Origin of the sequence: Bacillus sp. FSL P2-0099 (assembly GCF_038007445.1) — a bacterium.
Taxonomy (GTDB): domain Bacteria; phylum Bacillota; class Bacilli; order Bacillales; family Bacillaceae_G; genus Bacillus_A; species Bacillus_A mycoides.
Genome location: NZ_JBBOXE010000001.1, coordinates 2,084,646 through 2,108,892 on the forward strand (window position 1 = coordinate 2,084,646; position 24,247 = coordinate 2,108,892).

The window sequence follows — 24,247 nt, forward strand, 5'->3', positions numbered from 1 at the left end:
AAATGAAAAAGCAGGACATAAGTATTTACACTCATGTCCTGCACTTGATTTATGCTCTCGTAATGGCACGTGGAAATAAAATATTATTTTCTAAATGAATATGCTCAAATAAATCAGACTCTAGCGCTTCAAGACGTTGATAAACAAGTCGATAAGTGCCGCAAGCTCCTTCTGGAGGAGTAAAGTCATTTGTCACTTTACGAAGTTCTTTTATAATATTTCCGGCATGATTGTGCTCATTTTCTAGTTCATCTACTACTTTACGTAACTTAGCATAGTTTTCATCAGTTGGATTGTGTTCAAATTCTAAAATTAATGGAAAATCTTCTGTTTCTTCTTTAATTAAATGCTGTTCTAATTCCATTTTAAGTTCATGAAACAGCTTATGAATTTGAGCTAAATGAGGCTGATTTGCTCCATGAACGCGTAATACTTTCGTCACATATGGACTTAACTGCGGTAACTCTTCATTTAAATAACGATGATGCTTATTAATTACATAATCAATCAATTCGCGATAAGAAGCATTTTTCCAATCAATTTCAGATTCATTTAATCGTTTCGTATTATGATAAAGCGTATTTAACTCTGTAATTACTTCAGAAGCTGATAAATTTCTTTCATGAATTGCATCAATAAGTGGCTTATTACCACCACAACAAAAATCTATTCTATACGATTTAAAAAGATCACTAGCTTTCGGAAATTGTGTAACAATCTCACCAACAATTGAAGTTTCAGTAAATGTATGTTTCATATGAATGCCTCCATAAAGTTTAAATGTAATATCTAAATTAAGAATAGCGATAAATGAAAAACAATGTGGTGATTGAAATCACTTATTATGTGTCTGATTTGAGAATAATAGGAGTGATATTTAATAGAGGAAATAATAGAATTGATGACGAAGAATTTTTTGAGCAGGAAATTATCCATAGGGCATTATTAAGGTATAGATAAGTTACAAATTTATTTTCTATCAATCTAAGATGCTTTTGGGTAGGAAGTATATCTTTTATCCCGCGTTAACGGACAGTAAAACTCCCACCTCAAAATTCAGTTGGAGCAAAGGAGTTAGGTGAGAGATCAACTGTCCGTAAACGTCCGATTGGTTCAACTAATAATCCGTGGAGGATGAACAAAACCCCCACGGATTAAAGTTTCACTTTATAGGAGGTTTTTATGGAATATGTTTATCATATGGTACCAGAAGAACTAAAAGGAGAATATTTAATCCCATTAAATGAATTGAAAAGGGTATATCCAATTTTATATGGTGAGTATATACAAAAATATAAAGATCATACTCAAAGGGAGAACTTATTAACACGTAAAATACCAAAACTAGAATGTTTATGGAATGATGTTGTGCATTTTTTACCACTGCACCCTTATGAGATTTATAAAGTATTGTTGGAAATAGGAATAAACATTAATACAAATAAACTGTTTTATAAAATTCCTATTAGCGCACTGAATGGTCAGTGTATGGCAATATACAAGTACTCAAAGCATAATTTTGGGATGGACCAAATAGAGAATTAAAAGAATGTGAAATAGAACTCATCAACTTTAATGAATATAGAGAATTAAAGCAATTAAATACCTGCACAAAAGAATATTACAGAGATGAATACGAAAAGGGTAGAAGATTTGGGATGTTTCACCTAATTTCACATGTTCTTGTCAAAGGGAAAGTGGAGGTGAAACATATTAAAATCATTAATTGGAGTATTGACCCAGTTAATGATTAATTGTTACAAGTATAAAAAAATAAGATGCCAATTTGAATTGATATAGGGCTTACAAGAATGGAAGAGTAATAAGATTCTATACGTAATAGTAAAAAGAAGCTTACTAGAAGCTTCTTTTTCATTGCTATTTTTCACATGCGACTCCATCGCCATCTTTGTCTAGTTTACGGCTATACCCTGGTTGATCTTTATATAACGGAGCTTTCCCAGCAGCTCTAACTGCATCACAGTTTTTGTAATATGCATTACTAGTATTTCCGGAAGCAGGTTGTGTTTGAGGTTGCTGTGCCTTTTTCTGTTCCTCTTGTTGTTTACGAGCTTGTTCATCAGCTTGGCGTTTTTGCTCTTCTTGTTGCTTACGAGTTTGTTCATCAGCTTGGCGTTTTTGCTCTTCTTGTTGTTTACGAGCTTGTTCATCAGCTTGGCGTTTTTGCTCTTCTTGTTGTTTACGAGCTTGTTCATCAGCTAGACGTTTTTGCTCTTCTTGTTGTTTGCGAGCTTGTTCATCAGCTAGACGTTTTTCATCCTCTTGCTTACGAGCTTGCTCTTCGGCTTGGTGTTTTTCATCCTCTTGCTTACGAGCTTGTTCATCGGCTAGACGCTTCTCATCTTCTTGCTTTTGAGTTTTCTCGTCCGCTTCTTTCTTTTTATCATCTTTTTTCTCTGCATTATTAGAAGCGACTTGTTTATTTGTTGCTGTCGTCTTTTCAGAAGAAGGAGCTGAAATACTTGATAATGCAACAAAAATGACAAATAAAATAGCAGTGATAATAAATTGTTTTTTTGCTACACCTGTCTTTTTAATTACGGATAAGATTGCTAGAACAAGGAAAAAAATAAATAAAATTAAACTTAAAGTAGCAAAAAAATCGATGAATGGGTGTTCAGATTTTGTAGTGCCCATTCCTATTAAGAGAATTGAAATCATAAAAAGAATAACAGTAGGACGACCATATTGTTTTGCTTTTCCATTTTTCTTAAAGAATGAAATGATACATAGTATTAAAAGAATAAAAGCAATAAAAAATAAAGCTGCACCAATATTACTCAAAATCGCCATTTTCATACCTCCATTTGTAAGATTTTCACTATTGATTATATAGGAACTTATTGGATATTACACGATTTATATAAATTTAGAAAATTAGTATTTTTAATAGACTTATAAACATTTATTTTATATATAAGGAAAAAATAGATATATTCCTTATTACATTTTTAAAGAGAATTCATAAAGTATAATATATCGATTGAAAGGAGGGGGGGTTAAATGGAATTTCAATTATTGGTAACTTGTATATTACAAGAAGGTAATGCTTTCTTTTTAGTAACGAAAGTAGACGATGTTATTACGTTAAAAGTACCGATTACTGCGGGAGTAGCAGGTTTATTCTTAGCTTTAGGTGTACCAAGATGTTCTTAATTTAAATTTCTAGAGTAGAAGAGAAGGGATATTCCTTTCTCTTCTACTCTTACATAATATGATTATGTAAACTGAAATGTTGTTTTGTAATAGCACGTTTAAAATGGACATGCATATACTATAATGTTTCATTGGATGTTAGTGATGAAAGGTAGTTTTCACACGTGCATGTAATGATGTTCATTAAGTTATGAAATTAAAGAGGTGCTATTATATATGAAAAGAAGAACATTTGATATTCCAGTTACATTGCGAAGAGAGTGGTTTTTAATAGAATTAGCCCATTTAACGAAAAAATATGGAATTGAAATTGCAACTAGCAAAATGGAAGCTGCACCGTTTTTAAGAGATCAAGTTACGGAATCCAAAATAGGATCAGGGCTCCAATACGATAAATATGATGATGAGTATATCATTGATTTATAAGAAAGAAGCTGCGTATAAAAGGTTATGAAATAGACCTTTTATACGCAGCTTTTTTAGCTAGAAATATGTTGAGAAATTTTTAATGAGCTTAGTAGGAAAAGGAATGAATACATGTTGAGAGAATAACGTTTCATAAGAAAGGACAGTTACTATTTATTTCACCTGCAAAAATAACTAGAGTAAAAATAGTGCTTCCTTTCAAAAAAGGGGGAATGTTAATGAGGATTTTGAAAAGGTGTATGTTATTACTTCTCGCATTTTTTATTATGACTCCGATGGTTGTTAGTACGAAGGTAGAGGCGGAGGAAGTAAAAGAAATTAAAACGGGATTTCCAGATAAAGAAGTATTTACACCTGGAGAATGGTTTTTAGGTCAAAAACCTGCTAATTACGATGAGAATAAGCCTCCAATTCTTTTTGTACAAGGAAGGAACGGGAATGCTGATAGTTGGTATGGAAATACAGTGTATCACGATATCAATGATATGTATGACTATGCTTTAAAAGCAGGATATCAAACAGTATTTATCCAATTATATGATGCTGCTGGGAAAGGGTCAGCTAGTCAGTGGGACAACGGAAAATTGTTAGCACAAAAATTAGAAGAAATATATAATCACTTCGGTAAAAAAGTTAATATTGTAGCACATAGTAAAGGCGGTATCGATACACAGGCTGCATTAGTAGGATATGGCGCAAATCGATTTGTCGGAAATGTTGTAACGCTTGCGACGCCACACCATGGATCAAACTTAGCGGATTTATCATATAGTTGGTGGGCAGGATGGCTGGCTTCTATATTAGGTCAAAAAGATGATGGTACGTACTCATTACAAATGGGCGAAATGGCAAAATTTCGTTCAACGATTGATAATAATCCAGCAGCTAAATTAAACCGTTACTATACGGCTACTGGGACTAGCTGGGGACCAGTATTTTCTGCGCTATCTATGGGCGGGTTCTATTTGTCATCATACGGTTCAAATGATGGACTAGTAAATGAGTGGAGTGCTAAGTTACCGTATGGAACGCATTTATTTACAGATTCCAGATTTGATCATGATAATATACGAAAAGGATCTGCTGTTTTCTCTCGAATTGAACCATATTTACGTACAGCAAATGTAGCCGTACCAGCTTTAGTAGCATCCAGCACTAGTTCAAATGAAAATATAGAACAATTAAATACAACTTCAAATCAAAACATATTAGGAGGAGATTTGCCACAAAATCAGTGGATAGAGCAAACTGTTACGGTTGATAAAAAAGCTGAAGGAATAGTTTCTATCTTAACAGCGTCTTCTGATGTAGAAGTACAAATGATGTCTCCAAATGGAAAAATGTATACAAATAAGGATAGCGTTATTACTACTGGTGAAGGTGAATCTTTCTTTGATGGTGCGACAATTAGAACATTTAAATTTGATAAAATGGATGTAGGAGAATGGAAAGTTAAAATGATGGCGAAGCAGTCGAAAGATGCATTTTTGATTGTAAGCGATTATAAGAGTGGTGCACCATTTGTTCTCCAAATGCCTACAAAAATTAAAGTGAATAAATCTGAGTATAAACTGAAAAAATCACCTGTGGCACCTGAAATGAAAGGGGATCTTTCTATAACAGTAAGAGTAGTTAATAAAGAAGGGAAACTAGTCTCTGAATACAATGAATTACAAAAGGGTAATAACAACACGTTTACTGGTGCTTTGAAGGACATAAAGCAACCAGGAGTATATAACGTTACGATGGATATAAAAGGGACGAATAAAGAAGGACAACCGTATAATCGTACAATTGTTAAGTCGGTTTATGTGGAGAAGTAAGAAAGAATGAGAAGTTTTTAATATAAAAAGTACCGAACTTTTGTAGTAGAAGAGTTCGGTACTTTTTTCATGTTTATTAGATTAACCGAAACGTACAATGGAATTTATGTTTGATTATAGGAATCAAAAGAGCATTATTCAATAAAAAAAGATGCTGAAATAGCATCTGAATGTGAGGGAATAGTATTAACTTAGTTTTGTAACTGTTAATTCAACTGAATTTATACCATTATCACAAGTTACAATACTTTGATGATTAAAACCACTATTATTTCTAAGTTGAAGAGTTGAATTAGCAGGCACCGTAACAATAGTTTCGCCAACTAGTTGAAGGCATTCGTTATTTGATGAAGTATTCATTTGAAAAGCGAAATCACCTTGACTATTAGCAAGTGGATTATTATTTAAAAATATAGTTATGACTGGAATATGGGGAAATACAGGATTTAACGTAGTGTTAATACTTGAAATGAAAGAAATTCTATAATCACCAGCTTTACTAAATTGTATAGTAGTCGGATTTAATAAGGAAACTCCCCCTGCCAAAGGGCCAACGTGATTAAACGGAAAAGAACCGCCAAAAGGAACAGTTATAAACTCAGTTTGCCAAAAAGTGCCGTAAGCAGGCTTAGATGATTTATGTGAATGGTCGCATGAACATTTTTTATACGAACTGGAAGATTGATGGCACGAACATTTTTTATATGAACTAGAAGAAGAGTGGCATGAAGATCTTTTATATGAACTTGAAGAATGATAGTATGAACCCAATATATTACCTCCTATTATTAATAAATGTATAACACATAGTAGTTTATGCAATCGAAAAGCAATTGGCGTGTATACTTGTCCATATATAAGGTAATAGATTTGGGATAAAAAGCTGGCATAATATAAAGTGCTCTAATGAGGAGATATAGTTTTCAAAAAAATGGAGTTAGAATATTCTATGTAATGAATTTTGGAGAAGAAAAAGGATGAATATTTAGCAGATAACTCTATCCAAGGTTTTAAAATGTTGAAGTATTTAAACTTTAAGATAGTATATCGCCAAAGTAAAGAAGAGAAGTATTTAAAGGACAGCATTTTAGTGAAACAGAGAAATGGATAAAGCGATGATTAAGTTTTTAACTTAGTCGTCGCTTTTTATTTATGTAGTTGTGCAGGAAGAAGGCAAAAAATATCGAATGAATGTAATTATACAGAATTGTTTGTATTTATTTCGAATAGTAGTTAAAGATACGTTAGTTATATTTCAAACAGTAAGAAAAGAGAGATTAAATAATAGAGGGAGCAACTTACATGGAAAATATATTAAAGGTATCCTCAAAATCAAGTCCGAATTCAGTGGCAGGTGCAATAGCGGGCGTACTAAGAGCAAGTGGCAAAGTAGAAATCCAAGTGATTGGAGCTGGTTCTTTAAATCAAGCGATTAAAGCAATTGCGATTGCAAGAGGTTTTGTAGCTCCAAGTGGCATTGACTTGGTTCTTGTTCCAGCATTTCAAGAGGTTACTATCGATAATCAAGAAAGAACAGCAATCAAATTAATTGTAGGTCCTAGAAGGAGAAGGTCTTAATAGCGAGCATTAATATAAGGGGATTTGAAAAGGTCGCTAGATAAAGCAATAAAAAGACCACTTTCACTTTTGAAGTGAACCCGAATAGTGGTACATGAGAAAAACACCTCCTGAATTCGCATACTAAGTATGCAAATTCAATGGAGGTGTTTTTCGTTTGAAGACAAGAGTTCATTATCCAGAAGAAATAAAGTGGAAAGTGATTGAGATGAAAAAGGATGGTTATTCAAATCGTACCATTATGGAGATACTCGAAATTAAAAATGTTTCCCAAATTAAGACATGGATGAAATGGTATCGTACAGGTCAAACTTATCGTTTTCAACAACCTTTAGGAAAACAATATTCTTATGGAAAAGGGCCAAAATAGCTAAATGAATTGGAACAGCTACGATTAGAAAATAAACATTTAAAAACAAAATTATTTTGTTATTGCTGGAATAAAATGCTGGTATTTTTCGCGATATACTCCTACTAATTTTTCTTCACCATTAATTATCGTGTAGATTTTCGCTCCGTCTTTTGGTTCTAAGATTCATATTCTGGAATAATCCGTCCGTTTTCGGACATTACAAATCCATTTCCTGTTTGAGGATATTGTAAGTAGTCGCTAGGTTATTTATTGGTCATTAAAATTATCGCCATAAGGGATAAAAAGTAAATGTAAACGATCCGCTACAATATAAAGTACACAATAGAAAAGGGGGAAATATACTATGTTACGACAAATGAAGCTTTTGTATATATGAAGTAGAAAAAAGTAAAAGACCACCTGTAAAGGGCGGTCGAAAATCGTTCTTACTATTTATTTTTTAATGCTCTTTTTAAGAGGTCAACTATTTGCTCTAGCCATTCTATAGGGGTAAGGTTTAAAGCAGGAAAATAAATTTCGGCATTATATTTAATGAACTCTTCTTTTTCATGAACAGTTAAACCACTTTGTAGGAATGATGTAATGTCTTCAATCGTATTCTCTAAACATATATTAGTAACTTCAGTGATAAATTCGTTTATGGCGAATTCGAGTGATTCAATATCTTGATGGAAAGTTCCTGCTAAAAAATCACCTAATTCTTCATATTGTGTGTATTTATCTTTCATGTAAACTCTCATCTATCTTTCTGGATATCCTGTAATAATAAAACTACCATCTCTGTCTTTTTTTAAAACAATTTTTGCATTTGTTACTTCTGAGATAATTTCTGATCCTCTAGCAACATGCCTACCAGTAATATCTGTACTTTGGTACCTTAACGGTAAGGTTGGCCTGCTGTTAGGGTTATTTAACCATCTGTTTATTTTTTCCGTATTTTGCGGGTTGCTTAAAACTTCATTTGCTATTTTTTCAGCCGTAGCTCTATCGGAAAAGGTGGACGCACCTGTTATTGTAGAATTACTTTCTAATCTTTGCAATAGTTCTTCATCCGTTTTTCCTACATGTCTTTCTAGTAAATGTCCACCTCTAGCCTCATGTGCAGCTAGGCCTCCTCCAGGGGTAAGTGAACTGCTATCACCAGGTTTTACCTTACATGAAAGCTTTACAACTTATAAAATAAAAAAGGTAGTTATTTCGATTTCCTTTTTTAGATTCTATTTCTGTATTAGAAGAACATAGTAGATGAAGGATTAAAGTTTAAAATTAATGGGTGATAATAACAAATAACTTTGAACAATTTGTCATTATCACCTTACTAACTATTGAATGTATATTTGTTATACGGTAGCCCCATATGGAAAGGAAAATATACAACGTAACAGTAAATGAAGTCTATATGTTTGTGAAGTAAGATAAAAGCCGTTTCCTTTAGTAGAGACGGCTTTTGGGTAGCATTGCATTTTTTATCTTTTTTTTAATAAATCAACGGTTTGTTCTAACCATTCTAAAGGTGTTACTTTTAATCCCTCAAAATATATTCCATCTGCAGCTTCTTTTATATATCTATTTTTTTCTTCGTTACTGTAATCACTTTGAATAAATTTAGTTAAGAAAATAATAGCATCTTGTATATATTCTTTGTTTTCCTCTTCTATTAGTTCTTGAATTACCTCTTCATAGAAAGAATCTTGATGAAAGTTTCCTGCTAGGAATTGATAAATTTCATCTTCTGGATTGTGTTTTAATAACATATTTATTCTCCTATTTATTAATTTGGATAGCCAGTTAAAATAAATTTTCCGTTTGCATCTTTCTTTAAAATAATTTTAGCATTGGTCATTTCCTCAATTGTCGTAGAACCTCTTTGAATTCCTCTACCAATTATTTCATTACCACTATAGGGTAAGGCTAAGGGCCGATTATTACGTGAATTATTTAACCAGTTTTGAATAAGTTCTTGGTTTCTAGGGTTATTTAAAACATTGTTAGCTATATTTTCGGCTGTCGCTCTATCTGTAAAGGTGGATGCACCTGTTATTCTAGTATCACTTTCTAATCTTTGCAATAGTTCTTCATCCGTTTTTCCTACATGTCTTTCTAGTAAATGTCCACCTCTAGCCTCATGTGTAGCTAAGCCTCCTCCAGGGGCAAGTGAACTGCTATCACCAGGTTTCACAGTAGTAGTATTTTCACCTTTAGCAAACTGATAGCTTGATAGTTCCGCCTCAGCTTGTCTAAATAAAGCACTGTCAAATCCAGATTTGATACCATTACTACCACCTGCAAAAGCCAAGTTATCGCCTTTATTAAATAATTGTCCAGCTTTTGATATACCTTGAGAGAATTTAGCACCTTGAGCTAGTTTAGCGGCTTTGCTGACACCTTTATCTCCAATGAATCCTAATCCAATTTGTGTTAAAGCATATGATCCCCATCTTGCGCGGGTTTCTGCATCACCATTTATAACATCTTTATTAAAAGAATCTGATAATGCATCCCACATAGCAGGCAAAGCTTCATTTAAATGGGTGACAGTATAGCCCATGCCTTTCCAAGTTTCCCAGTCTCCTAGTGCTTTTATACCGTCAATTGTATCTCCAACAGCATCTCCCGCACCATCTACTATACCATCCCAAACTTTTTCAAGGATAGATTTTTCAGGTGCTTTACTATGTGTAGTACTTTTTTGAGTCGTTACATCTTGACTATCTGTAACGCGGAATTTCTCAGCAATTCTCTTTAATTCTTCTTCAACATGCAAAAGTGCATTAATAGCTGTGAATGCAGATGGTCTTGCATTGTTAAACATTTGAACGAAATTTTGATTCGATGCACCAGTCCATTGGAAACACATGTAGTTAATTTGATTGCATAAATTATTATGTATGGATTCTAGCGCATGCTTTGTATCATTAGCCCGCTTTGCAACTTGTTCTAGTTCTTCAGGCGTAATTTTTATTTGAACCATTTTCTTCCTCAATCTCCCGATTAAAATTATGAGGCAAGAAGAAAAAAATGTAAATATATAAAGCAGAGAAAAATGAAGTACATCATACTATAAAAGGGAAGCCTATCTATGTATATTATGGAGTAATTGAAAATGCCGCTTCTTTATTGAGCTACTCTCTAATTGTTAGGGCTAGTTTAGTAGTTTGGGAGTAGTTCATTTTGAGTCAGACTTTTTAAATTATAGTATTTAAAATTTACTTAAGGATATTATTTGCTCACAAATAATATAAAAACACGTGAAAAAATATGAAATTTCCTTTTGAGATAGAATATAATATAACAAATGAAAGTGCCGAAAATGCTTGTGAAACAGGCGTTTGTGGCACTTTCTTAGTTTTAATATATTAATAAATAAACAATTCTAAAACTGCTCATTCTTCTCCCAAGATTCAACGATGTAGGCCTATAAACCTTATCATATCAAGGTTTATAGGCTCTGTTTTTTATTAATGCTCACATTTTGCTCACATTCGAATTTTTTGGTTTTTATTTGATATTTTCATAGGGTTTTATTACATTCTCAAAATTTTCTGCGGCTTGTTGCTGCATGTTTTGTGTGATATGGCTATATTTATCTAAAGTCATTTGAATAGAAGAGTGCCCTAAGCGATCCTGAACGATTTTTGGGTGCTCTCCGGCTTGAAGCATGAGAGTTGCATGTGTATGCCGTAAGTCATGAATACGAATTCGAGGAACATCAGCTTTTTTGTAATGGTCCTTAAAATAAAAAACTGAACTAGGTAATTTCCTAATTCAGCTTTTTTAACATGATTTCACCCATATAGAATTTTTCTACCAACAAAATTAAGCTTCCACTTTTTACAAGAAGGACATAAATATAATTCAATAACAACAATACTGTCCTCAACCAACTCTTCAAACTTATCAAACGGCATTGTATCAACCATTTTATATGCATCCATACATTCACCACATTCACACTTCGCACTTTCTATAGAACGAGAATTAAATACTTCTAAAGCATTATTACATAAGAAGTAAACCAATTCATGTGAAGGCTCTATTTCAGACGCTTCAGCTTCACGCCATACTCTTCCTGGAATCTCAGGTGATACACTTACTAGTCAATCCTCTATTATTTGACGCCAATCGAATAATAGAGTTCGTTTTTATTTAGTTTAAACAATTCTGTTTCTAAAGATATAAATACTAAGACTGTGTATTTTGTTGTAAAAATGCTTCTAAAATTCTCTTAACTGGCAGACTCGATTTTTTCAGTAGACTCTCTGCTTTATCCATTATTTGCTTGTTGGAAGCGATTATTTTTTTATATTCTTCATTGTTAAAAGAACGCAAAGAGTCTATTACATATTCAGCTAATTCATCATTCGCATTGAGTAAATCTAGTAATAAATTGAATCCATTCATCCCAGTATCTTCATCTATACAATATACTAATCTAATTTTATATTTATCATCTCTGTCCTTTAGATTTTGAAGCAATTTATCCCAATCATTTTCAGTAAATTCACTTATCAACTCTTGTACATACATAAATTCATCATCATAGAAGTAGTTATCTGAGCTATTTTCAGATAATACTGCATCTACTTTTTCATACATTTATGTTCCTCCTCTATTTGGTAAATCCACCTGGTAATGGTGCATTAATTTGACCTGTTGGATATCCACTAACCACATTGTCACCTATTTTTATTACATCAATTTCTACGCCGTCAATAATTTCCCTATGAAAAGTTGCTCCATCTCTTCCTCTAATACCTAACGGGGAAGAGTTACCTATATCAGTTATACTATCTAAAATCTTTGTATCACTCCAACTATTTGGAAATATTGTACTATTTTTTATTTTAGCCAATTTCCCATCAGGGAATTGAGTCGTATATTTGATATCTTTCGTACCATTTGGATTGACCTTAATCGTCTCTGTAGCATAATTAGGATGACTATTTTTAATATTTGATGAATGTCCTCCAATAATTTCATTTTTATTAGGATTTTTTCTCTGTCCCAAAAGAATTTTCTCTTCCATTTCGGATGAAATAATTGACTTAGTCCCGCTGGCTTTCCCAACAGGTACTTTTTTAGCTGTATTTGCAGCCTCAGTAGCCTTAGCAGTCATTTTAACTCCTTTTCCTACTTTAGCTATCTTTCCAAAGGGTGTAAGGCCGGCTACAGCCATGACACCTGACCCAGCACGTTCCCACCCCGAAAGTTTTTCGCCAGTAGATGGATCAATACCATCCAAAACGCGACGAACATCATATTCACCACTTATTTCACCCGCTATATCCCTAGCTAGTTTTTTACCATCAAAACCCTCTTTTTCTGATGATAGTGGTCCACACATTGCACCTTTTTCCATTGTAACATCTTGATTATCTGTATTGCGGAATTTTTCGGCAATTCGTTTCAAATCTTCTTCCACTTGTATAAGTGAATTGATAGATGTAAAAGCTTTTGGTCTCGCATCATTGAACATGTGAATGAATTGTTGATTAGAGGCACCAATCCATTGAAAACACAAATGATCAATTTCATTACATAAATTATTATGTATAGATTCTAATGCGATTCTGGTATTACTTGCACGATTAGCAACTTCTTCTAGCATTTCAGGTGTCACTTTGATTTGAACCATTTCTTTCCTCCCTTTTCCCAATTAAAATTATGAGATAAAAAGAAAAAAATGTAAATATCTAATTCTAATGTAGAGATAAATGTAGCCTATGTATATGTGAAATAGTAGACAAAAACACCTATCAAAAAGGTGGTTTTGATTGTTTTCATAATTTAGATTTTCGTTAATCCCCACATACTGAATTCATAATGATATTCCGTTCTCTCAATACATACGCCAAATTCTAAATCATCACCAACTAATACAAAATCCGCATACCCAGTTAGAAATCTTGATATGGTTGATAACTCCTCTAAATTATCAAATACTTCAGCAATGTTCAGCTTAACTGCTTCAAATTTACCACCCTTAGAGAAAAAGAGTCTCCCTTGATTAACTGGAAATTTAATAGTTTTAGCTGTTTCTTTTAACAGTGCTATTGATAGTCCTCCATTTTCTTCATAATCAGTGCTACCAAAAATTTTAATGTTTGAATTTTGTTCTAGCGTATTAAATAATTCTTTACAAAATAAATCATTAGATTCTGCACCCATAAATGAGTCCATAGAAATCGTAACAATATTAGAAAGTTCGTCTAAAAGTTCTTTTCTACTAGCGTTTCTTTTTACTTTTATTTTTAGAATTTCGATTCGGCTCTTATTCATATTACTCAAAATTTTTCACACCTTTAAGGTTCTATCAGTTTGTCCTCCTACATATTTTGAACCTTTTTCGAGGACGTTCTAATATTATTTATTATTGTTTAATATATTCTGAAGAGATTGTTCTACCTTATACATTTCACCTAATATAGGATTATTATAATCACTGCAAGAGTCGAGATATGCTCTAACTCCACCAAAAATCTTGAACTCTAATCTAGATAGTGAAGAAAGTTCTTTAGTTTCTAAAACTGTTACAGCTGATTTGTAACGTTCAATTATACCCCTTTTTGGCAGGGTATAGATGTTACTGTAAATGAAGTTTATGTTTACGTCTATTAACCTAGTAACAGTATGAAAAAGAAACGGGTTCTTTATTTGAGCTGGCTTTTTTATATACTCGTTTGTTTTGCTATACTCCGTATGTCATTTCTTCCAAAAATTCTCCACCACTCTTGATACATTGCATTATTCTGCTACATGCACAATAAAAGTAATGTTCACTTGTTGCAGTTGATTTTACCGGAACTTGATCTATTTCATGAAACATTTGATCTTTTTTATGAAAATACATTTTTCCAACTTTATCTGGATATTCTGAGGGATAAAATTGATATACAACTATTTCCTCGTCTTCAAATTCTTTATTCATCGTAATATGAATTTCCATAATTTATCTCCTTTATTGTTTTGTTCTCTATCAATTTCAGGTATTTCCCAAGGGCGATCTGATTTTACGGTTGCATTATGTGCTGTTTTGTAATCTGTTTTAAAAATACCTTCAAATCTTGATTCGAAAATTTCATGACGAAGTAAATCCATGTCTTCTTTCCTTAATTTTATTTATTTGTTAATGTAAGTAAATAATAAAGGAAGAGGGAATATGATAAAAATAACTGGAATTTATAACAATTATTGGAATTATTCTTATTGGTATGGTCTCTTGTACAGTTATAAAATTCATAGATGCAGTGAATCCCGTATGGGCGATGTCGTCTCAAGAACAACAAGAAATTAAAGATAAAGCTAAAAAGGCTACAATTGAATATTTTAAGAAAGAAAAAAATGTTGATGTTACTATAACAAATGCTGAATTTTCAGGTGAAATGGGAGGTTTAAAGGTTTTTGTTGATGGATACATCTCTAATGATAAAAATAAGGGTTTTTCTGTTAAGTTATCTACTCATAGGGATTATGAAGTAAAAGAATTCTTTGTAGAATAAAAAAGAGACCTAGTTATAGGAATCTTTTTTATTTTTATTGATAATAAATTTTTCGTCATACTTTTTATATAATAGAAGAGAATGAAAAATGTATCTCCATTGTTGTTACCTTGTTGGTGTCAACCTGTACCGTCCATTTTGTCTAAAATATGGTTAGACAAAATCACACGTTTTACTCGAATTTTAGCTTTAATAAAAACAGCCAGGAATTAATAACAAGTAGTGATATCACAGAACAACGTTATCAAATAAACGTACATTTAAAATGACGTGTGAAACGGAATGAAACTATATAAAACGGAGGTATATTTTCCGCACACAAGTTCAACAATGGGAACGGTAATAACTATTTATCAAGGTGATTGTAATACAAGATTTATTGTAGAAATGTATGTTAAATGAATTGTTTTTAAAATAAAAATCGATCTAATACAGTTTAATTAAAAGGCTATTATTTGCTCACATTTTGCTCACAAATAATATAAAACCACGTGAAAAAGTATGAAATTCCCAATATAATATAACAAATGAAAAAGTGTCACAAATGCTTGTATAACAGGCATTTGTGACACTTTTATAGGTTTATTTAACACAAAATGAATAAGATTAAAACTGCTCATTCTTCTCCCAAGATTCCACAATATAATGTGCAATCGTCGGATTAAATCCTTTACCAACTAAGAACATAATCGCAGCAACTTCTGTTAAAGCATGTTTGTGTGATGTATGTTTCGCTTCATTTAAACCGTAATCTACCCAAGGTTTTACGAAATCAAGTACAGGTTTCTTTAAAGGTAAAAACTGTGTGCCGACAACTTGTTGGATTTGTTGTTGCGTAGGTTCTGTAATAGGTCCAGGTGGTAAAATTTGAGGCTGTGTAATATCGAGTGTTGGTCCAGGAGGTAAGATTTGTGGTTGTGTCGGATCAATTGTTGGTGGTGCAGGTGGTGAAACACGTGCGTCATGGTGTGGTTGATACATTTGTTGTTGGTATTGCGGTTGTTGTGGCTGAGTTGGATATGGATATTGTTGTTCTTGATTTTGCGGTGCTGTATATGGATTTCGCTGATATTGTTGTTCTTGATTTTGCGGTGCTGTATATGGATTTTGTTGATATTGTTGTTCTTGATTTTGCGGTGCTGTATATGGATTTTGCTGATATTGTTGTTCTTGATTTTGTGGTGATGCATATGGATTTTGAGGATATTCATAATTTGGACGTGTGTCATATGGATTTTGTTGTTCTTGATTTTGTGGTGTAGCGTATGGATTTTGTTCGTATTGTGGCTCTTGATGTTGTGTCTCTTGCTCCTCATATTGTTCAGCATATCTTTGTTCCTGATGTTGAGGATAAAGAGGTTGTTGTGGGTAAGGTGGTTGGTTATTATAGAACATTTTTATTCCTCCTTCATAATGATGCCTACCACCTAGTGTATGGGCGGACAAGAAAATATGTGATGAAAAAATGCGGGCGTGTTACAATAAGTAACTGGGTGAAGATAAAATGATAAAACAAGAAAAAATACAAAAAACAATAACTTTCGTAAAGCATATTTTAGAAAAAGATGCGAGTGGGCATGATTGGTATCATATTGAACGCGTACATAAATTGGCGATTTCTTTATCCGAGCAAGAAGGGGGAAATCGTTTTATAATTGAAATGGCAGCATTACTTCACGATGTAGCAGATGAGAAGTTAAATGAGAGTGAAGAAGCAGGAATGAAAAAAGTTTCTGATTGGTTAGAAGAGTTACGTGTTGAAGAAGATGAAAGTAAGCATGTTCTTCATATCATCGCCAATATGTCTTATAAGGGCGGTCATGGTGGCATAGTTGAGTCACTTGAAGGGAGAATTGTTCAAGATGCGGATCGTTTAGATGCTCTTGGCGCAATTGGAATAGCTCGAACGTTTGCATACGGAGGAGCGAAAGGGTAATTAACTGTTACGATTTATTTAACAATTATAACTAAAGTTAATTTAAATATATCAGTAAGCCCTGCTAGTCAAGTGATTGGCTAGTAGTGAGGGTTAACTGCGGGCAATCCCTAAAGCTGATTGAACTACAGCGTGGCTAGAAATAGCGAGCGCGAATGTCGCGAAAGCAGAAAAAATCAATCAGATCGTGCAAGGTTAAATCCTAAACACTAGAACAATGGGTCTTCCGCCTCGAATCATCTAAGTCAAAATTGATAAGATGAACGTTCAACGACTATCTCGTATAACTGACGAGAGTACATCACAAGCCTATGGTGGTGGAAAAATCCTCTATCTCTAAATAGATAAACATATAGTCTGCGCTCATGTGAAAACATGAGAAGTTCATAAGAGAACTGGCTAAGGAATTGCGCCCTTAGTTGAACAAGATAAATCTAATTAAATCTATCGAACTTCATTGAATCTATCGAATGTATGTACTATTGTGGATTCAATGAGGTGAGAATAATAATGAAATTTTTACGAGTTAGTCAAGTATCGGAATTAACAGGTTTGCATCCTAGTAGTCTTAGGAGAATGCACAAAAGCGGTGAATTAGTACCTGAAAAGGTGACTGCTGGTGGGACACGCTACTATTCAGAAGAACAAATCTTTCATTATCTAAAAGGGGAGCGCCCAAATAATCGCACAGTAATTGGCTATTGTAGAGTCAGTTCTTCGAGTCAAAAAAACGACCTAGGAAGACAAGTCGATAGAATGAAGCAATATCTTATCGCGCGAGGTTATCAATTTGAAATTATCGAAGATATTGGTTCTGGAATCAACTATAAGAAAAAAGGCTTTAACAAGTTAATTGAACGCATTGAGAATAATGAGGTTGAAAAAGTTGTTGTCATGCACAAAGATAGACTTGTGAGGTTCAGTTATGAGTTGGTTGAAAAGATCTGTCAACTACACGGAACAGCGATTGAAGTAATTGACAATACTACTAAGACAGAAGAACAGGAGGTCGTAGAAGACCTTGTTCAGATCATTACAGTATTTAGTTGTAAACTTCAAGGCAAGCGCTCTAAAAAGACCAAACAGATAATCAAGGAGTTGACTTCTGATGATATTGGCGAAGAAAGTCAGACTGATTCCAACGCCTGAACAAGATAAAAGTGCTTAGAAACCATGCTGGAGCTTCAAGATTCGCTTATAACTATTGTAAAAGAATGAGTGATAGATACTATAAGCTATTTGGAAAATCTGTTTCACAGTTAGCTTTACAGAAACGATTTACAAAGATCAAGAAGCGAAAGCGATATGAGTTGTTAAATGACATCAACGCACAAGTTCCAAAACAGGCTTCAAAAGATTTTGACAAGGCGCGAAAAAATTCGTTCAAAAATTACAAAAATGGCTATCACACTTCTTATAAAACCAAAAAAGATTTAATCCAAGGATTTTATGCCAATTATGAAAGACTGATTATAGGAAAGAAAGTAGTTGATATTCAGTCTATTGGAGAAGTGAAAACAAGCCAACAACTACCAAGAAACAAAAAACCATCAAATCCAAGAGTTACATTTGATGGTCGTCACTGGTGGATTAGTGTAGGGTTCAAAGAAGAATTCGAACCACCAGAACTAACCAATGAGTCGATTGGTGTGGACGTTGGTTTAAAAGAGTTGTTTGTAGCTTCTAATGGTACGAAAGAACGAAATATAAACAAAGATGCTAAGGTTAAAAAACTTTTGAAAAGGAAAAAGTCAGCGCAAAGAGATATGTCTAGGAGATTTAAAAAAGGTGTGAAATGTCAATCTGCCGGATATGAAAAAGCAAAAACCGAACACCTTCGGTTGTCTAGGAAAATTACGAATATCCGAAATAACCATATCCATCAAGCGACAGCTAAATTGGTGAAAACCAAACCAATGAGGATTGTTGTGGAAGACTTACATATCTCAAACCTGTTAAAAAACAAAAAACTATCGAAAGCATTTTCATTTCAAAAATTAAACTTCTTCTTTCAATGTTTGTCATACAAGTGCGAGAAGTACGGCATTGCATATGTAAAAGCTGATAAATGGTTCGCTTCAAGCAAGATTTGCTCAAGTTGCGGAGTTAAATACGACCATTCAGTTCAATCAGAAGGACAGTGGAGTTTAAAGATTCGTGAATGGAACTGTGTTGGGTGCAATAGCCATCACGATAGAGATTTGAATGCTTCGATAAATTTATCAAGATGGGTAAAATAAATGCTTGATAATAGGAGGTAACGATACTGCCTCGTGTGGAGTGTTATACCCCTCGTCCCTTCGGGGTTGCGAGAACACTTTGAAGCACTAATTTGTATAAATTTGATTGAATTGTATAGATTTAGTTAAGTTTATCGTATCGGAGATTAATGTATGATCCCAATGTTCCGCCTCGAGAAGTGATGACGAAAGATGAATACAGAAAAAATAATGATCCATCTTTAAATCATTTTTATGAAAAACTTTTAAAACTAAAAGATTTAATGAACACGAACGCAGCAAAACAAGAGGCTGAAGTTCGTCATCGTTATATGGAACAGTTTATTGAACAATTTATGAAAGAGTGGAATGCACAAATATGAAAATGTTAACTGTGGAGAACTTATCGAAATCATACGGAGAAAAACCGTTATTTGATGGATTATCATGTAGTATTACAGAAGGACAACGTGTCGGAATTATCGGTGTAAACGGTACTGGTAAATCAACGTTATTAAAAATTATTGCAGGATTAGAAACTCCTGATACAGGTGATATGACGCATTCACGCGGATATACAATTAGTTATTTATCACAGCAACCAGAGTTTGATGAAAAACTAACAGTATTAGAGCAAGTGTTCCATGGTGATACACCTTTAATTCGTCTTCTTCGTGATTATGAACAATCGTTATTAAATATCGAAAAAGATCCAAGTAATGAAAAAGTACAGGAACAATTATTTGCAGTGCAGCAACGTATGGATGCGATGAGTGCATGGGAAGCAAATGCGAATGCAAAATCGTTATTAACGAAATTAGGAATTACTGATTTTACAGCAACTGTTGGAAACCTATCTGGTGGACAAAAAAAGCGTATTGCAATGGCGCAATGTTTTATTGAAACACCTGATTTATTAATTTTGGATGAGCCTACGAACCACCTTGACCATGAGACAGTTGAATGGTTAGAAGAATATTTAGCAAGATATACAGGTGCGGTATTACTTGTAACCCATGATCGTTATTTCTTAGATCGTGTGACAAACCGTATTTTTGAATTAGATAACGGTAAACTGTATAGCTACGAAGGAAACTACAGTACATTTTTAGAAGCGAAAGCACTTCGTGAAGAGCAAGAATCGGCACAAGAATCAAAACGCCAAAATTTATATCGTCGTGAACTTGCTTGGATTCGCCGTGGTGCAAAAGCCCGTTCTACGAAACAAAAGGCGCGTATTCAGCGTTTTGATGAGCTTAAGGGACAAGAAGGACCGGCAGCGAAGCAATCAGTTGATATTGCACTAAGTGGAAGTCGTTTAGGAAAGAAAGTACTTGAATTAAAAGATGTAACGAAAAAATTTGGTGATAAAACAGTATTACATAACTTTAATCATATTGTGAAGCCTGGTGATCGTATCGGAATCATCGGAGCAAATGGCAGCGGAAAATCATCACTATTAAATATGCTTGCAGGAAAATTCTCTCCTGATAGTGGTGAAATTGAAGTAGGACAAACTGTAAAAGTTGCCTATTATACACAAGAAAATGAAGAGATGAATTTAAACCAGCGTATGATTGAATACATTAAAGAAATTGCGGAAGTTATTCATACGACAGACGGAAAAGTAATTGGCGCATCTCAAATGTTAGAACGTTTCTTATTCCTACCGCATTCACATGGAACAACGCTTGGTAAACTATCTGGTGGCGAAAGAAGACGGTTATATTTATTGCGTATTTTAATGGGAGAACCAAACGTACTATTACTTGATGAGCCTACGAATGATTTAGATACACAAACATTAACAGTGCTAGAAGATTATTTAGAAGATTTCCCAGGTGTCGTTTTAACTGTATCGCATGACCGTTACTTCTTAGATAAAGTAGTAGATGAATTGTTCATCTTTACTGGCGAAGGCGAAGTGCGTGAATTCCTAGGTAGTTATACAGAGTATTTAGAAATGGAAAAAACGAGAGAACTCATTGAGAAAGCAGAAGTTCAAAAGGAGAAAAAAGTAGTAGAAGAGGCTCCGAAACAACAACGTAAACGTAAACTTTCTTACAATGAGCAGCGTGAATGGGAAACAATTGAAGATACAATTGCACAACTAGAAGAGAAACTTGAATCAATTGGAGAAGAACTTACGAATGTTGGATCTGACTTCACAAAGGCCCAAGAATTATCTGAAGCAGGGCAGAAGATAGAAGAAGAGCTAGAAAAAACGATGGAACGATGGAGTGAACTATCCGACATCGTTGAAGGATTAAAATAAAAACAAGCTGCATATATTGAAAAGTAAAGAGAAAAACTTTACACTATTGGTAGAACCTATTTTAGGAGGGAAAAAATGAGAACATCTAATCCAATGTTGAAAAAAGAGGCATTCCGTAAAGAGGGAGCAAATACTTCTGCGATGACTATTGGCGGAACAGTAGGCAAAACGTTTATCATGCTTATCTTGCTGCTTGCAACGTCTGTCTATTCATACATACAGATGACGCAAGGTACGATGAAAATGCCAGTATTAATTGGTGCTTTAGTTATTGCGGCAATCGTTGCATTTGCATCTATCTTCTTCCCGCGCATATCACCAATTGGTGCACCGATTTATGCGGCAGTAGAAGGGGTAGTGTTAGGAAGTATTTCAGCAGTTTATGCAATGAAATTTCAGGATTCTATCGTTTTAAACGCTGTATTACTAACAATCTCAATTCTATTTGCGATGTTAGTTTTATATGCAACACGCGTAGTGAAGGTAACTGATAAATTCCGCACAGGTGTTATGGCAGCAACAATGGGAATTATGGTTATGTATTTAATCGTATTCTTATTAAACATGTTCGGTGTTTCTGTTCCATATATTCACCAAGGTGGAACAATTGGTATGATCATTAGTGCAGTTATTATTGTAGTTGCTGCATTAAATTTATTACTAGATTTCGATTTAATCGAAAATGGTGCACGTAGCCAAGCTCCAAAATATATGGAGTGGTACAGTGCAATGGGTCTAATGATGACGCTAGTATGGTTATACTTAGAAATTCTTCGTTTCGTTTCTTACTTTACGAAAAATGACTAATAAAAAATCCTGCATGAAATGTGCAGGTTTTTTTATTTTTAAAGATAAATTGAAAATATGGATGTTGGCGACTTAAATTGAAGGGGGATGGAATATGATGAAAGAGAAAAAAGGGATTATGAAAAAACTATTTTCTAAAAGTTTTTTCATAGAACTAGATGACGCTTTAACATATCCATCAGCAGAAGTTATTCGTTCAGCTATTGAAAGCTATGCGGCTAAATGTAATGAACAATTAAAAATTGAGAGTAAAGTTAAACCGATTACTTTCTACTTAGAAAATGTAATGTACCGCGCTGAAATAAAGATGGCCCGGGGAGGATATTACATATCTTGCAGTGAAGTATAATATTTTTGGAAACCTTACATGTTTATACTATGTAGGGTTTCTTTTTTTGATTTGTAAGATATAAAGTAATAATTTTTGCTTACAAACATATCATTTTGCGCTTTTTACCCTTCCAACATTTTTCTTTACAATGAAGAAAAATATGTGAGGTGGTATAACTTATGATGAATCGAGTTGTATTAATCGGTAGATTGACAAAGGAGCCAGAATTATACTACACAAAACAAGGTGTCGCTTATGCACGAATATGTGTTGCGGTGAATAGAGGTTTTCGAAATAGTTTAGGTGAGCAACAAGTAGATTTTATTAATTGTGTTGTATGGAGAAGGTCGGCTGAAAATGTAACAGAATATTGTACGAAAGGCTCACTTGTTGGGATTACAGGGCGTATTCATACGAGTAATTACGATGATGAACAAGGAAAGAGAGTATATAGAACTGAAGTTCTGATTGAGAATATTACATTTTTAGAGAGAAGGCGGGAGAGTGCATCGCAATAATATTAGAATTTTAATGATAGTTTCGGATTAATTAGGTGGAAAGAGAAAGTATGATGATGGGAAGAAATCAATAAAATTAAGCATCCGAGTAGGAGTATAAAGGGGTAACATGTTACAATACAGCTAAGAACACGCAATAAAGGAGAGTTTTTTACGTGAAGATTAAAGCAATTGAACCGACGCCAAGTCCAAATACAATGAAAGTTATTTTGAATGAAGTATTACCATCAGGAGCGCGTAATAATTATACAAATGAAAATAAAGAACAAGCACCAGTGCAAGTGCAAGAAATTTTGAAGATTGAAGGCATTAAAGGTGTGTATCATGTTGCAGACTTTTTAGCAGTGGAGCGAAATGCGAAGTATGACTGGAAAGTTTTATTACAACAAGTTCGTGCTGTTTTCGGTGAAGAAATAGTGGAAGAAAGCGAAGAACAACAACTTTCTCATTTTGGAGAAGTGAAAGTGTTTGTTCAAATGTTCTTTACAATTCCGATGCAAGTGAAGTTAACAGATGGAACCTCAGAAGAGCGTGTTGGTTTACCTGATCGTTTTAAAGAATCAATTATGAAAGTGCAAATGTCTGCACCTAACGTTGTGAAAGAGCGTAAGTGGGTAGAGCAAAGTACACGTTACGGTAATTTTGAAGAAATCGGGAAAGAAGTAGTAGAAGAAATTATTGCTGCTTATTCAGAAGAACGGGTAAATGAAACGGTTAAAGAATTATTAGATCAAGCAGGTGCTGTTGAAGTAACGATTCAAAAGCGTGAGCCATATAAAGTAACAGAAGAGATGATGAAAGATTCTGACTGGAAAAACCGTTTTGCAGCTTTAGAACAAATGGATCCAACGGAAGAAGATATGATGGTATTGAAAATGGCATTAGATGATGAGAAAGTATCTATCCGCCGTTTAGCAACAGCTTATTTAGGTATGGTAAAAGGTGAAGGAGTATTGCCGTTATTATATAAGGCGTTATTAGATCGTTCAGTAAGCGTTCGTCGTACAGCAGGAGATTGCTTATCAGACGTAGGTGATCCAGCAGCGATGTTCGTTATGATTAAATCTTTGAAAGATTCAAGTAAATTAGTACGCTGGCGTGCAGCAATGTTCTTATTTGAACTTGGTGATGAAAGTGCAATTCCGGCACTAAAAGCAGCAGAAGATGATCCGGAGTTTGAAGTGGCGATGCAAGCACGTTTAGCTTTAGAACGTATTGAAGGCGGCGAAGAAGCAAAAGGATCAGTATGGAAGCAAATGACGGAGTCTCGTAAAGGGGAATAGTT

The 24,247-nt window shown here is 33.9% G+C and carries 24 protein-coding genes and 7 pseudogenes; 16 read left to right on the forward strand and 15 right to left on the reverse strand.

Annotation, left to right across the window (positions count from 1 at the left end; all coding sequences use genetic code 11):
* Positions 1 to 49 precede the first annotated feature (49 nt).
* Positions 50 to 757: an iron-sulfur cluster repair di-iron protein gene (gene ric / locus MKY90_RS10700; RefSeq protein ID WP_098168008.1), complete on the reverse strand. Its 708-nt coding sequence runs from the start codon at positions 755 to 757 to the stop codon at positions 50 to 52.
* A 425-nt stretch (positions 758 to 1,182) separates the two neighbouring features.
* Between ric and MKY90_RS10705 the strand changes: the two are divergent.
* Positions 1,183 to 1,754, forward strand: a pseudogene (locus MKY90_RS10705) (group-specific protein).
* A gap of 124 nt (positions 1,755 to 1,878) precedes the next feature.
* Here MKY90_RS10705 and MKY90_RS10710 read toward each other — a convergent pair.
* Entirely contained in the window at positions 1,879 to 2,850 is a 972-nt protein-coding gene (locus MKY90_RS10710; RefSeq protein WP_341093237.1) for an excalibur calcium-binding domain-containing protein, read from the reverse strand.
* A gap of 174 nt (positions 2,851 to 3,024) precedes the next feature.
* Here MKY90_RS10710 and exsG point away from each other — a divergent pair, with 174 nt between their 5' ends.
* From exsG to MKY90_RS10725, 3 genes are all read left to right on the forward strand, one after another.
* Positions 3,025 to 3,177: an exosporium protein ExsG gene (gene exsG, locus MKY90_RS10715; protein ID WP_000395678.1), complete on the forward strand. Its 153-nt coding sequence runs from the start codon at positions 3,025 to 3,027 to the stop codon at positions 3,175 to 3,177.
* A 216-nt stretch (positions 3,178 to 3,393) separates the two neighbouring features.
* Positions 3,394 to 3,603, forward strand: coding sequence for a hypothetical protein (locus MKY90_RS10720; RefSeq protein ID WP_046959276.1), 210 nt, complete (start codon positions 3,394 to 3,396; stop codon positions 3,601 to 3,603).
* Positions 3,604 to 3,842: 239 nt separating this feature from the next.
* Positions 3,843 to 5,426, forward strand: a complete 1,584-nt coding sequence (locus MKY90_RS10725; protein WP_445661555.1) for a lipase family alpha/beta hydrolase — start codon at positions 3,843 to 3,845, stop codon at positions 5,424 to 5,426.
* A 186-nt stretch (positions 5,427 to 5,612) separates the two neighbouring features.
* Here MKY90_RS10725 and MKY90_RS10730 read toward each other — a convergent pair whose 3' ends face one another.
* Positions 5,613 to 6,197 carry a hypothetical protein gene (locus tag MKY90_RS10730; protein ID WP_002127124.1) on the reverse strand — a complete coding sequence of 195 codons (585 nt, stop codon included), beginning with the start codon at positions 6,195 to 6,197 and terminating at the stop codon, positions 5,613 to 5,615.
* A 531-nt stretch (positions 6,198 to 6,728) separates the two neighbouring features.
* Between MKY90_RS10730 and MKY90_RS10735 the strand changes: the two genes are divergently transcribed.
* Both MKY90_RS10735 and MKY90_RS10740 read left to right on the forward strand, forming a co-directional pair.
* On the forward strand, positions 6,729 to 7,004 hold the full coding sequence (locus MKY90_RS10735; RefSeq protein WP_002035358.1) for a stage V sporulation protein S: 276 nt from the start codon (positions 6,729 to 6,731) through the stop codon (positions 7,002 to 7,004).
* Positions 7,005 to 7,161: 157 nt separating this feature from the next.
* Positions 7,162 to 7,434: pseudogene (locus MKY90_RS10740) on the forward strand (IS3-like element ISBt2 family transposase); the annotation flags it as partial.
* Positions 7,435 to 7,805: 371 nt separating this feature from the next.
* Here MKY90_RS10740 and MKY90_RS10745 read toward each other — a convergent pair.
* The 11 genes and pseudogenes from MKY90_RS10745 to MKY90_RS10795 form a co-directional block, all read right to left on the reverse strand.
* Positions 7,806 to 8,105: a contact-dependent growth inhibition system immunity protein gene (locus MKY90_RS10745; protein ID WP_098168005.1), complete on the reverse strand. Its 300-nt coding sequence runs from the start codon at positions 8,103 to 8,105 to the stop codon at positions 7,806 to 7,808.
* Between the two features lie 12 nt (positions 8,106 to 8,117).
* Positions 8,118 to 8,528, reverse strand: a pseudogene (locus MKY90_RS10750) (RNase A-like domain-containing protein); the annotation flags it as partial.
* Between the two features lie 315 nt (positions 8,529 to 8,843).
* A complete protein-coding gene (locus MKY90_RS10755) occupies positions 8,844 to 9,131 on the reverse strand; it encodes a contact-dependent growth inhibition system immunity protein (protein ID WP_002141482.1) in 288 nt (95 codons plus the stop codon).
* A 17-nt stretch (positions 9,132 to 9,148) separates the two neighbouring features.
* Positions 9,149 to 10,348 (reverse strand): WXG100 family type VII secretion target, encoded by a 1,200-nt coding sequence (locus tag MKY90_RS10760; protein ID WP_341091307.1) that lies wholly within the window; start codon positions 10,346 to 10,348, stop codon positions 9,149 to 9,151.
* 527 nt (positions 10,349 to 10,875) lie between these two features.
* Positions 10,876 to 11,115, reverse strand: a pseudogene (locus tag MKY90_RS10765) (tyrosine-type recombinase/integrase); the annotation flags it as partial.
* Positions 11,116 to 11,162: 47 nt separating this feature from the next.
* Positions 11,163 to 11,312, reverse strand: coding sequence for a hypothetical protein (locus MKY90_RS10770; RefSeq protein ID WP_172798756.1), 150 nt, complete (start codon positions 11,310 to 11,312; stop codon positions 11,163 to 11,165).
* A gap of 247 nt (positions 11,313 to 11,559) precedes the next feature.
* A complete protein-coding gene (locus tag MKY90_RS10775) occupies positions 11,560 to 11,973 on the reverse strand; it encodes a hypothetical protein (protein ID WP_000273070.1) in 414 nt (137 codons plus the stop codon).
* Positions 11,974 to 11,986: 13 nt separating this feature from the next.
* On the reverse strand, positions 11,987 to 13,012 hold the full coding sequence (locus MKY90_RS10780) for a WXG100 family type VII secretion target (protein WP_098168002.1): 1,026 nt from the start codon (positions 13,010 to 13,012) through the stop codon (positions 11,987 to 11,989).
* Between the two features lie 152 nt (positions 13,013 to 13,164).
* On the reverse strand, positions 13,165 to 13,665 hold the full coding sequence (locus MKY90_RS10785) for a YxiF family protein (RefSeq protein WP_061673867.1): 501 nt from the start codon (positions 13,663 to 13,665) through the stop codon (positions 13,165 to 13,167).
* Between the two features lie 400 nt (positions 13,666 to 14,065).
* Positions 14,066 to 14,323 (reverse strand): hypothetical protein, encoded by a 258-nt coding sequence (locus tag MKY90_RS10790; RefSeq protein ID WP_098168001.1) that lies wholly within the window; start codon positions 14,321 to 14,323, stop codon positions 14,066 to 14,068.
* Positions 14,302 to 14,475, reverse strand: coding sequence for a hypothetical protein (locus MKY90_RS10795; RefSeq protein ID WP_235711968.1), 174 nt, complete (start codon positions 14,473 to 14,475; stop codon positions 14,302 to 14,304). The genes MKY90_RS10790 and MKY90_RS10795 overlap by 22 nt, the downstream gene beginning before the upstream one ends.
* Before the next feature lie 167 nt (positions 14,476 to 14,642).
* On the opposite strand from MKY90_RS10795, the gene MKY90_RS10800 reads away from it, so the two are divergent.
* Positions 14,643 to 14,876, forward strand: a complete 234-nt coding sequence (locus tag MKY90_RS10800; RefSeq protein WP_235711967.1) for a hypothetical protein — start codon at positions 14,643 to 14,645, stop codon at positions 14,874 to 14,876.
* A 606-nt stretch (positions 14,877 to 15,482) separates the two neighbouring features.
* On the opposite strand, the gene MKY90_RS10805 is transcribed toward MKY90_RS10800, so the two are convergent.
* Positions 15,483 to 16,271: a hypothetical protein gene (locus MKY90_RS10805; protein WP_341091316.1), complete on the reverse strand. Its 789-nt coding sequence runs from the start codon at positions 16,269 to 16,271 to the stop codon at positions 15,483 to 15,485.
* 109 nt (positions 16,272 to 16,380) lie between these two features.
* Between MKY90_RS10805 and MKY90_RS10810 the strand changes: the two are divergent.
* The 9 genes and pseudogenes from MKY90_RS10810 to MKY90_RS10850 form a co-directional block, all read left to right on the forward strand.
* A pseudogene (locus MKY90_RS10810) lies at positions 16,381 to 16,809 on the forward strand (HD domain-containing protein); the annotation flags it as partial.
* A 513-nt stretch (positions 16,810 to 17,322) separates the two neighbouring features.
* Positions 17,323 to 17,961, forward strand: coding sequence for an IS607 family transposase (locus MKY90_RS10815; protein WP_341091318.1), 639 nt, complete (start codon positions 17,323 to 17,325; stop codon positions 17,959 to 17,961).
* Positions 17,921 to 19,052: pseudogene (locus tag MKY90_RS10820) on the forward strand (RNA-guided endonuclease InsQ/TnpB family protein). The gene MKY90_RS10815 and the pseudogene MKY90_RS10820 overlap by 41 nt, the downstream one beginning before the upstream one ends.
* Positions 19,053 to 19,195: 143 nt before the next feature.
* Positions 19,196 to 19,414: pseudogene (locus tag MKY90_RS10825) on the forward strand (HD domain-containing protein); the annotation flags it as partial.
* Entirely contained in the window at positions 19,411 to 21,306 is a 1,896-nt protein-coding gene (locus MKY90_RS10830) for an ABC-F family ATP-binding cassette domain-containing protein (protein ID WP_002127139.1), read from the forward strand. The pseudogene MKY90_RS10825 and the gene MKY90_RS10830, both read left to right, overlap by 4 nt.
* Before the next feature lie 75 nt (positions 21,307 to 21,381).
* Entirely contained in the window at positions 21,382 to 22,113 is a 732-nt protein-coding gene (locus tag MKY90_RS10835) for a Bax inhibitor-1/YccA family protein (protein ID WP_002127140.1), read from the forward strand.
* A gap of 94 nt (positions 22,114 to 22,207) precedes the next feature.
* Positions 22,208 to 22,462, forward strand: coding sequence for a DUF4318 domain-containing protein (locus tag MKY90_RS10840; protein ID WP_002012563.1), 255 nt, complete (start codon positions 22,208 to 22,210; stop codon positions 22,460 to 22,462).
* A 161-nt stretch (positions 22,463 to 22,623) separates the two neighbouring features.
* Positions 22,624 to 22,962: a single-stranded DNA-binding protein gene (locus MKY90_RS10845; RefSeq protein WP_002012564.1), complete on the forward strand. Its 339-nt coding sequence runs from the start codon at positions 22,624 to 22,626 to the stop codon at positions 22,960 to 22,962.
* A 155-nt stretch (positions 22,963 to 23,117) separates the two neighbouring features.
* On the forward strand, positions 23,118 to 24,245 hold the full coding sequence (locus tag MKY90_RS10850) for a conserved virulence factor C family protein (protein ID WP_002012566.1): 1,128 nt from the start codon (positions 23,118 to 23,120) through the stop codon (positions 24,243 to 24,245).
* Positions 24,246 to 24,247 lie beyond the last annotated feature (2 nt).